This window comes from Pseudomonas sp. L13 (assembly GCF_009935965.1).
Classification (GTDB): domain Bacteria; phylum Pseudomonadota; class Gammaproteobacteria; order Pseudomonadales; family Pseudomonadaceae; genus Aquipseudomonas; species Aquipseudomonas lactis.
This window is the reverse complement of the sequence record NZ_QODJ01000001.1, coordinates 141,367-154,516: the sequence shown is the minus strand read 5'-3', so window position 1 is coordinate 154,516 and position 13,150 is coordinate 141,367. Positions and strand designations below refer to the sequence as shown.

Genomic DNA, 13,150 nt, shown 5'->3' with positions numbered 1-13,150 from the left:
GCCGGGTCATTCGCCCAGCCGGGCCATCAGGGTTTTGTAGGCATCTTCGGTCCATTCGCCGCTGGTCAGCGGGCACGGCGGGCCGGCCAGGTTCAAGTGCGCGAGCAGGGCCGGCAGTTCAGTCACGCCACTCCCGAAAGCGCGCTCGATGGAGTCGCCCAGCAACTCTTCGAACTGGGTGTTGGGCCGTTTACGCGCCTGATGGGGTTGCAGGTAGGGTTCGTGAGTACTCATGGTGTGGACCTCCGTATTCAGGCTGCGTGAGTTGTCGAGACGCCCCAGGCGTCGTAGCCGTAGACCCAATCGGCGTTACCGCCGTCCTTGAGCCACTGGTTGCCCCGCGAGCCGATCTGGATCTGGCTGGTGCGTTCCAGGCGCGCTTGCTGGTAAGCCTGCAAGGCACCGGCCACCGAGGCCGGGCTGTCGAGGTCTTGCAAGTAGCGCGCGAGCACCACCGCATCTTCGATGGCCTGGCCGGCACCCTGGGCCATGAACGGCATCATCGGGTGGCAGGCATCGCCCAGCAGGGTGATCGCGCCCTTGGACCAGAACGGCAGCGGGTCGCGCTCATACAGCGCGGTCTTGAGCACATCGGTGCAGGCATCGAGCAGGGCGCGGGCGTCCGGATGGAACGCCTGGTAGTGGCTGCGCAGCTCATCGGCATCGCCGGCGCTGGTCCACGACTCTTCGTGCCAGCTGTCCTGGGCGGTGGTAGCGAAAATGAAGATGTCTTTGCCCTGGTTCAGCGGGAAGGTGACGATCTGGCTTTGCGGGTTCGGCCCCCACCATTTGGTGAACGCCTGGATGTTGGGCACATGCGCCACCAGCTCGGCCGGCACCACCGCGCGATACGCCACTACGCCGGTAAAGCGCGGGTGTTCTTCGCCAAACAGCGCGTTGCGCACCACCGAGTGGATGCCGTCGGCGCCGATCAGCACGTCACAGCGGTGCTGGCTACCATCCTTGAAGTGCAAGGTAATGCCGTCGTCAGCTTGTGCGACCCGTTCGGCACGCTTGGCGAACTGCACCTGGTTCAGTGGGAACACCTCGGCCAGGGCCGCGAGCAGGTCGGCGCGGTGGATGGTCAGTTGCGGCGCGCCGTATTTCTGTTCGGCGGCGTCGGACATTTCCAGGCGCGAAGTCTCTTCGCCGGTGTCCCACATACGGCTGATGCGGTGGGTAGGCCGTGCGGCCGGGATGCGTACGGCGGGGCCAATGCCCAGGCCATCCAGCGCACGGACCGCGTTGGGCGTGAGGTTAATGTCGGCACCGACGCGCAAAAACGCCTTGGACTGTTCGAACACGGTGACCTGGTGGCCGGCGCGATGCAGAGCGATGGCGGCGGTCAGGCCGCCGATACCGGCACCGGCGATAGCAATATTCAGGGAAGGCATGGGCGACTCCTGCTCAAGGTTTGGGTTTGTCGGTGAGGAACTTGCCTTGCGGCGCCTCGACGTGTTGCTGGCGCCGGGTATTGCCGTCGATACCGCCAGCAATGGCCCATTCAGCGAACACTGTGGGGCCAGGCTCAAAGGTGCGTGGCTGCCATTCGCCGGTCAGTTGGTCTTCATCGGCGTAGTACTCCACCAGCGCGCCCGCCGGGTTCTTGAAGTACCAGAAAAACGCCGAAGACACCGGGTGGCGGCCCGGCCCGATCTCGGTCGGCCAGCCGCTGCGGGAAATGTGCATGCCGCCGCCAAACACTTCGTGCACATCGCGCACGGTAAAGGCCACGTGGTTCAGCCCCGCCCGTGGTGCCGGCAGTTGCAGCATGAACAGGTCGTGGTGGCCGCCTTCTTCGGCGGTACGCAAGAAGGCCCCGCGGTCCGGGTAACGGTCCGAGGCCTGGAAGCCGAAACGCTCGTGGTAGAAGGCTTCGCAGGCGTTCACGTCCTTGACGAAAAACACCACGTGGCCGACTTCAATCGGTGTCGCGCGCTCATAGATCGGCGCTGCCTTGTTGATCCGGCCTTTGGTTTGCCAGGTGTTGTGGCCGCTGCATTCAATCTCCAGTTCACGCTTGCGCGTGACTTGCAGGCGGATCGCCAAACCGTTGGGGTCGGTGCAGCCAATGCGCCCGTCACGTTCGACAAACCCCGGATCATTGGCGATGCGTTGGCTGTACAGCGCCAGGTCGGCGGTGCTGGCCACGCCCCAGACCACTTCGCGCACCGTGGAGCCGGCTTCGATGGCCGGTGGCAAGCCGGGTTTGTTCAGGTCGGCAAGCACGACGCGGCAGCCGTTGAGGGTCTCGAACACCACTTCGTCCGGTTGCGCGCTGACTTGGGTCAGGCCCCAATCGCTGAAAAACCGCACGCAGGTGTCCAGGTCCTCGACGCCATAGGTGACTTCATCAATGCCTAACACGCTCATTGCGCTACCTCTCGTGGCACACCGGCCCAGGCCAGTGGCTGTTCGTTCATGCCCCAGTAGAGGCTCTTCTGTTCCATGTACTGCAGGATGCCCAGGCGACCTTTTTCGCGGCCCAGGCCGCTGTCGCGCCAGCCGCCGAACGGCGTGGAGATCGAGAATTGCTTATAGGTGTTGATCCACACCGTGCCGGCCTGTAAACGCCGGCCCAGGGCCCAGGCGCGCTTGTAGTCACGGGTCCAGATCCCGGCGGCGAGGGCGTAGACGCTGTCGTTGGCCTGCTCCAGCAGTTGCGCTTCGTCGTCGAACGGCATGGCCACCAGCACCGGCCCGAAGATTTCCTCCTGGCAGACTTGCTGGTGGTTACTCAGGCCCTCCAGGATGGTCGGCGGGTAGAAGTAACCCTGGTCATACAGTCCACCGCTAGGGCGTTGCCCACCCAGGCGCAGGCGCCCACCTTCGGCCAGGCCGAGGGCGACGTAACGCTCTACGGATTCGCGGTGGCTGGCGCTGATCAACGGGCCCATCTGTGTGTGTTCGTCGGCCGGGTCGCCCACCCGCAGGTTCGCGGCGGCGGCGACCAAGCGCTGCATGAACGGCTCGTACAAAGCACGGGCGATGAACAACCGAGAGCCGGCGATACAGGCTTCGCCCGACGAACTGAAGATGCCGTACAGCACCCCGGCCACCGCATGCTCAAGGTCGGCATCCTCGAGGACGATGGTCGGTGATTTGCCGCCCAGTTCCAGGGACACCGGCATCATCTTGTCGGCAGCAATATGGGCGATGTGTTTGCCAGTGCGCGTACCACCGGTAAACGACACGCGCTTGATCAGCGGGTGGCGCGTCAGCGCATCCCCCAGCAACGAACCCTTGCCCGGCAGCACGCTGATCAAGCCCTTGGGCAAGCCGGCTTCTTCACACAGACGCGCCAGGCGCAGGGCCAGCAGCGGGGTGATTTCCGCAGGCTTAATCACCACCGCATTGCCGGCGGCCAGTGCCGGCGCAACCTTCTGCGCCTCGCTGGCAATCGGCGAGTTCCACGGGGTGATCGCGGCGACCACGCCCATCGGTTCATACACGCTCATGCTGACGAAATCACCGCGTGACGGCGTGATGGTTTCTTCCAGGGTTTCGCAGGCTGCGGCGAAAAACTGAAAGGTGCCCGCCGCACTGGCCACCAGGGCGCGGGTTTCATTGATCGGTTTGCCGTTGTCCTGGCGTTGCAGTTGCGCCAGCTCTTCGCTGTGCAGGCGGATCAATTCGGCAATGCGGTAGAGCACCCCGGCGCGCTCATGGGGTTTGCGCTGGGCCCAGCCGCTGTGCAGGAATGCCTGGTGCGCGCCCAGGATGGCTTCTTCTACATCCTGCAGGTCGGCGGCATTCAGCCAGGCTACGGCTTCGCCGGTGGCCGGGTAGCGGCTGGCGTAGCGCTCGCCACGGCCTGGGCGCCAGTGGCCGGCGATGCAGATGGGTAACGTCTGTTCGGTGTTCATCGACGGCTCCTAAATGGAAATCGCGTGGGCATGGTTGCCTAGGGCACGGACCACGCTGTACACGGTCAGCGCCGAGGTCTTCGGGTTGGCCAGCAAGGGCTTGCCGCGCAGGCTCAACTCGAAACGGCCAAAGGCGCCCCGGGCTTCGAAGTGGTGGACGTTTTCATCGCTGTGGGGGTCGGCGATCAACGTCACATGGGTGCGGTCCAGGCCCAGCCCGGCCAGCGACAGAGTGGCCGCGACGTTGGCGTTCTTGGGGTACAGGCGCGCCGCTTCGCGAGCGCTGCCCTGGAAGATCACCGTGGCTTCACTGATCGAGTCAAGATCGCAGGCCTGTTCGCCGGGGGTGTTCTTCCAGGCGCGGGCCGGCTTGCGGCCGGTGTAGTTGACCGCGTCCAGCCCGCCGACCTTGGCCGCCGACAGCGCATCGATGCCGCCGATGGCGCCGGGCAGCAACTCGATGCGGGTCTTGCCGCGCTCGGCCGCCGCCTCCAGGCGTTCCACCAGGCCGACCTCGGACAGCGCGCCTACCGACACAATCAGGCAGGCAATCCCACGCTCCAGCGCCGGCAGCACATGTTCTTCAATGGCGCGATGCCCGGCGCACTCCACCAGCAAATCCGGGCGGGCATCGGCGGGCAAGGCGGTCAGCACCTGCGGCGGCTGTTTGAAACTGGCCAGGCGCTGGCGCACCAAGGCTTCGGAGCCCTCGGACGCGATGACGTAATCCACGCACAGCTGTGGGTCGTTCTCCAGCAGCTCCAGCACACCGACGCCAATGGCACCGCAGCCGATCATGGTGATATGCAACATGGTGCGATCCTCAGGCGGTGGCCTTCTGGGCTTTGGTTTCGCTGTTGGGCGGGCCGGCGAACTGGGTGGCGAAGTTGCCGACGCTGAGCATGTCCACTTCCAGCAGGAACGGGCCCGGCTGGCTCAGGGCGCTGTCCACCACCTTGCCAAAGTCCTTGAGGTCGGTGACCAGGCCATGGCGCAGTCCCAGAGACTCGGCGAGCTTGGTGTAGTCCGGGGTGTGCAGGTCGACGTAGCAATGGCGGCTGCCGTAGACGGCGTCCTGGATATTGCGGATCACCCCGTAACGCTGGTCGTTCATCAGCAGGATCACCAGGTTGGCGCGCTCCTGCACCAGGGTCGCCAGCTCGCCCAGGTTGAGGATGAAGCCGCCGTCACCTGCGATGGCGAACACTTTGCGCTCAGGCGCCGTTTCCGCTGCGGCGACCGCTGCGCCGATGCCCATGGCCAACCCCTGGCCAATCCCGCCGCCCAAGGCATGCACACCTGCGCGTGGGTGATACAGGGTCAGCAGGCGGTTGCCCCAGATGCTGTTGGACAGGGTCACATCGCGTACCCAGGAGAAGTTGCGCCCGGTCAAGGCCTGCAATTGTTCGACCATGGCCGAGTACGGCCCGAGGTCGGCCATCAGTTGGCTACGTGATTGTTCGCGCACGGCTTTGAGTTCAGCGAGAAAGCTCGGGTCGGTGTGCAAGCGGCCTTCCAGGCGATCCGCCAGGCCTTCGAGCGCCAGCGCCGCGTCGCCGCAGACAAACAGTTCGCTGGCGTAACTGCGGCCTTCGATCGCCGGGTTGGCGTCGATGCGCAAGAGGTTCGAAGGTAGTTTCAGCGCGTACTTGAAGGTTTCGTTACTGCGCAGGCGCGAGCCGGCGATCAGCAGCGCATCGCAGGTTTGCAGAAACTGTTCGACGCGCTTGTTCTGCGAGAACGCCCCCAGGCAACGCTCGTCGTCTTCATTGACCACGCCACGCCCTTGCGTGGAGGTGATCACGCCCACGCCCATCGCCAGCAGGCGTTTGACCTGTGCGCCGGCATGCCGGGCGCCGCCGCCGAGCCAGAGCATCGGCCGCTTGGCGCTGGCCAGGCGGTCGGCCATCAGGTCCAGGGCTTCCGGCGCGGGCACGGCCACCGGGATCGGCAGCGGCGACAGGTCGGTGGGCATCGGGATGAAGGTGGACTGGATGTCGATAGGGATTTCGACGCTCACCGGCCCGGTGGGCGCGGTGAGGGCGGTCTGCACCGCGAGCTTCATGGTGCTCAGGGCGGTCTCGACACTGCGTACGCGGAAGGCGGCCTTGGACACGGCCTTGAGCATGTTCAACTGGTCGCGGGCTTCGTGGATGTAAGCGAGCTCCTGGTCCAGGTACGGCGTTTCGATTTGCCCGGTGATGTGCAGCAGCGGAGTGCCTGCAGTCTGGGCTTCGACCATGGCGCCTGCGGCATTGCCAGCGGCGGTGCCGGTGGACGTCAGGCACACACCCAGGCCGCCGGTGGTGCGGGCGTAGGCATCGGCCATGTTGGCGGCGCCGGCTTCGCCCCGGGCCATGACGAAGCGGATATTGCCGCGCACCGCAAAGGCATCGAGGATCGGCATGTTGTGGATCGAGATCACGCCGAACACAGCCTTGACGTCGCATTGCTCGAGAAAGGCGGTGATGGCAGCGCCCACGGTGACAGTGTTGTTTTCATTACGCATGGCGGGACAGGCCTCCGGATACATCGATATGGCTGCCTGTGGTGTAAGCCGACAGAGGCGAGGCCAGAAACAGGATCGCGCGGGCCGCTTCAATCGGCAGGCCCAGGCGCCCCAAGGGAATGTGTTTTTGTTGTGCCAGCCGCGCGGTCCATTGCGCCCAGCCGAGGTCGCGTTCTTCACGCGCTTCGAAACGCCGGCGCCATTGCCCGGATTCCACCAGGCCGATCAGGATGCCGTTGACGCGGATGCCCTGCGGGGCAAATTCAGTGGCCATGGAGCGCACCAGGTTCTTGAGCCCGGCGCGTGCGGCGGAGGTGGCGACCATGTGCGGTTCGGGCTGGCTGGCCAGCAGCGAATTGACGCAGACGATAGCGGCGTCAGGCTGGCTTTCCAGCTGAGGCTTGAAGGCGCGGACCGGGTTGATCACCGAGAAAAACTTCAGGTTCAGCTCTTCGGTCCAGGCGCTGTCAGTGGTGTCGGCAAAGGTCGAGACCCGGCCTTGCCCGGCGTTGTTGATCAGCACGTTGGCCGCCCCCAACGCAGCCAGGCTGGCGGCGGCAAACGCGTTGACCGACTCGGCATCGAGCACATCGCAGGCCTGGGCCAGCAGGCGGGCTTTTGGGAAACGCTCGCGCAAACCGGCTTCAGCACGGCGCAGGCGCTCTTGATCGCGACCGCAGAACGCCACCGCCGCACCGGCTTCCAGCAGCAGTTCGACACAGGCCAGGCCGATGCCCGAAGATCCCCCGGTGACAATGGCGACGCGGCCCTGCAATTGGTAAAGGCTCATGTCAGTCTCTCATCAAGGCGGTGACGCGGGGCTGCCCGTTATGGGCGCCGCCGTTGTAGTTGAGCAGGCGTGACAGTTCGTCGGCGCTGCGCCGGACCTGATTCAAGAGCTCTTCAAAGTTGACGTGGCCGATCTGCGCCGTGGGGATGGTCACGCCCAGGGCTGCGACGATGCCGTCGCTCTGGTCACGCACCGGCGCGGCCACGGTGGAAATCGCCGATTCGAAAAAGCCTTCGCCGCTGACAAAGCCGCGCTGGCGGTCGGCCTGGACCAGGTCGAACAGCGCCATCACGGTTTTTGGCGTGCAAGGCGAGTGTTGTTCCAAGTGCTCTTCGGGGTACAACTCACGCAACTCGGCCAGCGACAAGTCTTCGAGCAGGATGCGCCCCAGTACGGTGGCATGGGCGGGCAGGCGGGTGCCGACGTTGACCGCGTTGGAGAACACCGACGGCGGTGAAACCTTGGCCACGTAGACAATCGAGCGACCATCACGCACCACCAGGTTGCTCGGGTAGTTGACCCGGTCGCACAGGCGCGCCAGCAACGGCTGGCCCAGTTCGGTCAGCTCCAGCGACGCGAGGTACTCGAAGCCCAGGCGCAGCACGGACATGCCGAGGCGGTATTCATTGCCGCTGCGGGTGACGAAGCCCATGGTCTCCAGGGTGGTCAGCAGGCGGAAGATGGTCGAGCGGGGCAGTGCCAACCGGCGTGCCAGCTCCGGCGCGGTCAGGGTGCGGTTGCGCCGGCTGAACTCACACAGCAGGAGCAGGCCACGCTCCAGGCCTGGAACGATGTATTTGTCCTGAGCGTCTTTGAGCAGATCGGAATCGTTCATAGGGTGCTACCTGTCAGGGATTGATGAATGGCGCAGGCCAGGCGCCCGGCCACCACTTGGGGTTGCTCGATGGGGCTGGCGTGGCCGGCGTCGGCAATCAGGTTGAAGCTGGCGCCCAGCGCCTTGGCCACGCTCAGGCAGGCCTCGGCGGGAGTGATGCTGTCGGCTTCACCGCAATGCACCTCGCAGGGCATGGCCGGTTGGCCATGGCGCAGCAGGTCATCGCCGCACAGCAATTCAATGGCCTGGCGATAACCAACGGGGTTCAGGCGCGCCATGTTCCAACGCACCCAGGCCAGGGCCTGGGGCGTGGCACGGGGCGACAGCATGTGAGCGCTGCGTTGTTCGGCCAGCCCGGCGATGCCCAGGCGTTGCAGGTTGTCCAGGCGTTGCTGACGCACCTGTTGGCGCTGTTGGCCAAGCGCTGGTGCGCCGTAGCCGCGTGCCGGGCTGATTAGCACCAACCGCTTGACGCGATGGGCCTGTGAACTGCGGGCGAACGCCAGAGCGGTGAGGGCGCCAAGGGAATGGCCGACCAGCACACATTCCTCCACACCCAACGCATCCAGCATCTGCGCCAGACGGGCTGCGTACTGCTCGGCCTTGGGCGCCTCCGACTCCAGCGGGCTGGAGTCGCGGTAGCCAGGTGCATCCCAGGCAATGACACGGGCCTGGGGTGCCAGCTGCTGTGCCACTTGCAGCCAGGACGCCGCCCCGGAGCCGATACCGTGCAGCAGCACCACCACCGGGCCCGCGCCACATTCACGCAATGCCTGTTGCCCACCGGCCGAGGCCACCAGGCGCTGGGGGAAATCACGCTCCAGTTGGGCTTGCAGGTCGACCGCCGGCGCGGCTTGAGAGAGTCCTGGCAGCATGGGCTTATCCGCGCTTGATCGAAGCCAGAGGGTGCTCTGGCGGGTAGGTTGGCGTAATAGGTTTTTTTGCGCCGAGCATCACGCACATCAACGCGTCTTCATCGCCGATGTTGATCTCTTCGCGGTACACGCCCGGTGGCACGGAAATCACGTCGCGGTCGGTGAGGATGGTTTCGAAGCGCTCGCCGTCTTTTTCCAGTACCACCTTGAGCTTGCCGCGCAGCACGAAGAACACTTCTTCGACGTCGATGTGCAGGTGCGGCGGGCCTTCGTGGCCAGCCGGGATCACCATGGTGGAGAAGGTGAAATGCTCCGACGGGATGGTGTTCATGTCGGTGCTGATGCCGGTGCCTCCGGTGCCGATGTAGCGCATTTGTGCACGGCGGAACTTGGGGTCGTAGTCAGCCTGGAACTTCAGCGCATCCCAGTCGTACTTGCGCGTTTCGTAACGGGCGATACGGGTGTTCATCCAGCTTTCCAGGCTGGCGCCGGCTGGGCGGTCCCAGCTTTTCGGGGTGTCGTTTTGGGCAGATAGATCAGTCATGACAGTCTCCAGATCAAGGCATGACGAACCCGCCGTTGACCGGCAGGGTTTGTCCAGTGATGAAGCGGGCAAGGTCGGACAGCGCGAACAGCACGGCGCCGCTGACGTCTTCGGGCAGTTGCGGGCGTTGGATGGCCCGCTGGTCGTTGTACAAACGGTGGCGTGCCTCGGGCACGTAGGCGGTTGCTTCCACCAGCACCAGGCCAGGGGCGATGGCGTTGACCGTGATGTTGTCGGCGCCCAGCTCGCGGGCCAGGCTGCGGGTCATGGCGATGATTGCGCCCTTGCTGGCGACGTAGGCCAACAGGTTTGGCGCGCCCCACAGAGGCGTGTCGGAGGCCAGGTTGACGATGGCGCCGTGGCCACTGGCACGCAGCGCCGGCAGGCACGCGGTGGTCATCAGCCAAGTGCCGCGCACGTTGACCTGCATCACCTGGTCCCAGGTGTCGATGCTCAGGTCTTCGCAGCCTTTGCCACCGGAGTTGGTGATGGAGGCGTTGTTCACCAGGCCATCGAGGCCGCCCAGCAAACCGAGTGTCGCGGTGATGCACGCCTGGATCGACTCAGGCTGGGCCAGGTCGACCGTGACAGCCTGCACGTCCAGGCCCAGGGCCTGCAGTTCACAGGCCGCCTGTTGCACACGCTCTTCCAGCACGTCGGCAATCACCACGCGGGCACCGGCCTGGCCGATGGCCTGGGCGAACCCGTAACCCAGGCCACGGGCGCCGCCGGTCACCAGCACGCGACGACCTTCGAGCAAACGGTTTTGGTTGTTCATCATTGCGTGCTCAACATGGCTTTGGGCATGTAGTGCAGGACGCGTTTTTCCGCCCACACCACGGCGCCATAGGCGACCACCCCAATCAGGGTGAGCATGACGATGGCGACGAATACCCCGGCCGTGTTGCCTTGGCCCTCGGCGTCCACCAACAGGAAGCCAAGGCCCTGGTTGCCGCCGACCAGCTCACCGACGGTGACGCCGATCACGGCCAGGGTGGAGGCGATGCGCAGGCCGGAAAACAGCGCGGCCATGGCGGAGGGGAATTCCACCAGGCGGAAGATCTGCCAGCGGCTGGCGTTCATGGTGCGCACCAGGTTGATCATGTCCGGGTCGACCGTGCGGATCGCCGAGAGCACGTTGATCATCACCGGGAAAAACACGATCAGGATCGCGATCAGAATTTTCGGGTAGATGGTGTAGCCCAGCCACATCACGAACAGCGGCGCAAAGGCGACCTTCGGTGCAATTTGCAACGCCAGGATGTAGGGCGACAGCATTGCTTCAGCTGCAGGCGACAGGCCCAGTGACACCCCAATCATCACGCCTAGCAAGGCGCCCAGGGCGAAGCCGACGACGATCTCCATGGCGGTGATCAGGCTGTGTTCCAGCAGGCCGCCGCTGTGCCACATCACCAGGCTTTCCTGGGCTACGCGGCTGAGTTTGGGCATGACGAACTCGGGCATGCCGAGCAGCCCGGGGCCCCATTGCCAGAGCGCCAGGAACAGGATCAGCAGCGCCACGCTACCGAGCACGGAGGGGTTCAGGTTTTTCATCGTATGCGTACCTTGTTGTCCGGTGCGTTATTGCGCGGCGACCGGGCTGTCGACGAATTGGTTGGTGAACAGCTCATCGAGCGGGGTTTCCCGAGGGACGATGCCTTCGCTCACGTAAAACTGACGGACCTTGTCCAGACGCTCGGGGTCGATGTGCCCCAGTACGCGCTGGTTGGCGTAGACGTGCTCGACATAGAGCTTGAAGATCTTCTCCAGTGAGTCTTCCTTGCCGGCGTAGGTCGGGACCGCCTTGGCAAAGGTGACGGCGGCGGCGCGCGGGTCCTGGATAATGTCGTGCATGCCTTTAAGGGTGGCCTGGACCACGCCGCGCACCACCTGGGGGTGATTCTTGATGGCGTCATCCGAGGCGAGGATGGCCTGGGCCATGCTTTCGAAAATCTGCTCTTGGGGAATCAGCTTGATCTGCGCGCCGGCTTCTTCAGCGGTGACCATCCAGTCCGGCACGCCGGCCATGGCCTGGGCCTTGTTGGCTGTAAACAACTGCCAGACCCCGGCAGGCCCCGCGGCCTGAATGTCCACATCGTTCTTGCCAAGGCCGGCCTTGCGCAACGAAGCGAGCAGCGCGTAGTAGGTGGTGTCGGAATACGACATCACCGTCATGGTCTTGCCCTTGAGGTCGCTGACGTTATTGATGTTGTCCTTGGAGTGGGTGGCGATCATGGTCACACCGCCCGCGCCCAGCACCGCCACGGCGCGCACCGGGATACCGTTGCCGCGCACCATGATCGGCGTGTCGCCGATGGCGCCGCCGAGCAGGGCATTGCCGGCGCCGATCTGCTTGGCCACATCCACACCACCTTTGGCGGCAATGAACGTCAGGTTCAGGTCCTGGGCCGTGTAATAGCCTTTTTCCTTGGCGATGATCCAGGGTGCAAAGGCTGGCAAGTTAGGCGGTGCCGGCAGCAGGTAGGTGACGTCGGTCGGCTGCGCCTGGGCCGCGCAGGTCAGGCCGAGGCCAAGGCTGAGCGCGCAAAAACGTTGGAACAGAGACTTGAGCATGGGAACTCCTGAATCGGTTGGGGGCCGCAAGGCGGTAATCAGTGCAGTTCGGTGTCGGCGCCGACGTGCAGCAGCTCCATCAGACGACCGACCAGCGGGCCGATCTCCGGTAGCTTGCGGCGCTCCAGCGGGTTGTCGCGAAACGGCAGGTCGATGCTGATTTCTTCGATGATGGTGCCGGGGCGGGCGCTCATGACCAGCAACCGGTCGGACATGGCGATACCCTCGATCAGGTCGTGGGTGATGAACAGCGCGGTCTTCTTTTCATCGAACAGCATCCGCGCCATGTCCTGCTGCAGGATCATCTTGGTCTGGGCGTCGAGGGCGGAAAACGGCTCATCGAGGAACAGCACCTGGGGGTCGATGGCCAGGGTGCGCGCCAGGGCGGCGCGTTGGCGCATGCCGCCGGAGAGCTGGAACGGGTAATGGTCGGCGAAGCCGTTGAGGTGGCAACGGTCGAGCAAGTCCAGGGCTACCTTTTGCCGGGTCGCGCTGGGCACGCCTTGAATCTCCAGGCCCAGTTCAACGTTGCGGCGAATGCTGCGCCAAGGCATCAGCAAATCTTTTTGCAGCATGAACGCGACTTGCGGCACGGGCCCGGTCACCGGCTCGCCGCCCACGAACACTTCTCCTTCAGTGGGCCGATACAGGCCAGAACCCATATTGAGGATGGTGCTCTTGCCACAACCGGACGGGCCGATGATCGACACGACCTCGCCGCGACGGATCTTGAAGTTCACATCGCGAATGGCAAAGGGCGCTTCTGTTTTACCTTTGGCTGGGAAACATTTACCGACATTACGGAATTCAATTTCAGTCGGCTCCAGCTCTTCCTTAAGTGCGGGCGTATTCCATTGGGGCGTCACGGCGTACATCTCTTTCACAGCCATCAGGAAGGTACTCTGGTCTGTTTTATAGGTGATACGCCGTTTAGTGCATGAACAATGCCAGTGGGTTAATTCCTACAAAATTTTGTTGAATTCCCTTTTGAATTAATGGGTTGCGAGATTAAGGTTAATTATTGAGCGTTTCATATATGAAACCATTGTTTTTATATGGCACGAAACTGCACACCGTTCGTGCACGCAATGGGAACTTGCAATGAATCAATGCTTTTTCAAGTAACGCCGCAGGGGTGATGTTTTATAGGTGAAACG

The 13,150-nt window shown here is 64.0% G+C and carries 14 protein-coding genes; all 14 read right to left on the bottom strand.

Features of this window, described 5'->3' with window-relative positions; genetic code table 11:
• Positions 1-6: 6 nt before the first annotated feature.
• The 14 genes from DK871_RS00725 to DK871_RS00660 are packed head-to-tail and all read right to left on the bottom strand — an operon-like array spanning position 7 to position 12,868.
• On the bottom strand, positions 7-234 hold the full coding sequence (locus DK871_RS00725; RefSeq protein ID WP_003195684.1) for a recombinase-like helix-turn-helix domain-containing protein: 228 nt from the start codon (positions 232-234) through the stop codon (positions 7-9).
• 17 nt (positions 235-251) lie between these two features.
• A complete protein-coding gene (locus tag DK871_RS00720; protein WP_161903658.1) occupies positions 252-1,394 on the bottom strand; it encodes an FAD-dependent monooxygenase in 1,143 nt (380 codons plus the stop codon).
• Between the two features lie 13 nt (positions 1,395-1,407).
• On the bottom strand, positions 1,408-2,373 hold the full coding sequence (locus DK871_RS00715) for a VOC family protein (RefSeq protein WP_161903657.1): 966 nt from the start codon (positions 2,371-2,373) through the stop codon (positions 1,408-1,410).
• Entirely contained in the window at positions 2,370-3,866 is a 1,497-nt protein-coding gene (locus tag DK871_RS00710) for an aldehyde dehydrogenase (RefSeq protein WP_161903656.1), read from the bottom strand. The genes DK871_RS00715 and DK871_RS00710 overlap by 4 nt, the downstream gene beginning before the upstream one ends.
• Positions 3,867-3,875: 9 nt before the next feature.
• Positions 3,876-4,679 (bottom strand): aspartate dehydrogenase, encoded by an 804-nt coding sequence (locus DK871_RS00705; protein ID WP_161903655.1) that lies wholly within the window; start codon positions 4,677-4,679, stop codon positions 3,876-3,878.
• A gap of 10 nt (positions 4,680-4,689) precedes the next feature.
• Positions 4,690-6,375, bottom strand: a complete 1,686-nt coding sequence (locus DK871_RS00700; protein WP_161903654.1) for a thiamine pyrophosphate-binding protein — start codon at positions 6,373-6,375, stop codon at positions 4,690-4,692.
• Positions 6,368-7,165, bottom strand: a complete 798-nt coding sequence (locus tag DK871_RS00695) for an SDR family oxidoreductase (RefSeq protein WP_032894477.1) — start codon at positions 7,163-7,165, stop codon at positions 6,368-6,370. Before DK871_RS00695 ends, DK871_RS00700 begins: the two co-directional genes overlap by 8 nt.
• A gap of 1 nt (position 7,166) precedes the next feature.
• Positions 7,167-8,000 carry an IclR family transcriptional regulator gene (locus DK871_RS00690; RefSeq protein ID WP_161903653.1) on the bottom strand — a complete coding sequence of 278 codons (834 nt, stop codon included), beginning with the start codon at positions 7,998-8,000 and terminating at the stop codon, positions 7,167-7,169.
• Entirely contained in the window at positions 7,997-8,875 is an 879-nt protein-coding gene (locus DK871_RS00685) for an alpha/beta fold hydrolase (protein WP_161903652.1), read from the bottom strand. The genes DK871_RS00690 and DK871_RS00685 overlap by 4 nt, the downstream gene beginning before the upstream one ends.
• Before the next feature lie 4 nt (positions 8,876-8,879).
• On the bottom strand, positions 8,880-9,419 hold the full coding sequence (locus tag DK871_RS00680; RefSeq protein ID WP_014720525.1) for a cupin domain-containing protein: 540 nt from the start codon (positions 9,417-9,419) through the stop codon (positions 8,880-8,882).
• A 13-nt stretch (positions 9,420-9,432) separates the two neighbouring features.
• Complete coding sequence (locus tag DK871_RS00675; RefSeq protein ID WP_256677353.1) at positions 9,433-10,200, bottom strand: SDR family oxidoreductase; 768 nt, start codon at positions 10,198-10,200, stop codon at positions 9,433-9,435.
• Positions 10,197-10,973, bottom strand: coding sequence for an ABC transporter permease (locus DK871_RS00670; protein ID WP_161903651.1), 777 nt, complete (start codon positions 10,971-10,973; stop codon positions 10,197-10,199). Before DK871_RS00670 ends, DK871_RS00675 begins: the two co-directional genes overlap by 4 nt.
• Positions 10,974-11,000: 27 nt before the next feature.
• A complete protein-coding gene (locus DK871_RS00665) occupies positions 11,001-11,993 on the bottom strand; it encodes an ABC transporter substrate-binding protein (protein WP_161903650.1) in 993 nt (330 codons plus the stop codon).
• Positions 11,994-12,031: 38 nt separating this feature from the next.
• Positions 12,032-12,868, bottom strand: coding sequence for an ABC transporter ATP-binding protein (locus DK871_RS00660; RefSeq protein WP_050499539.1), 837 nt, complete (start codon positions 12,866-12,868; stop codon positions 12,032-12,034).
• Positions 12,869-13,150 lie beyond the last annotated feature (282 nt).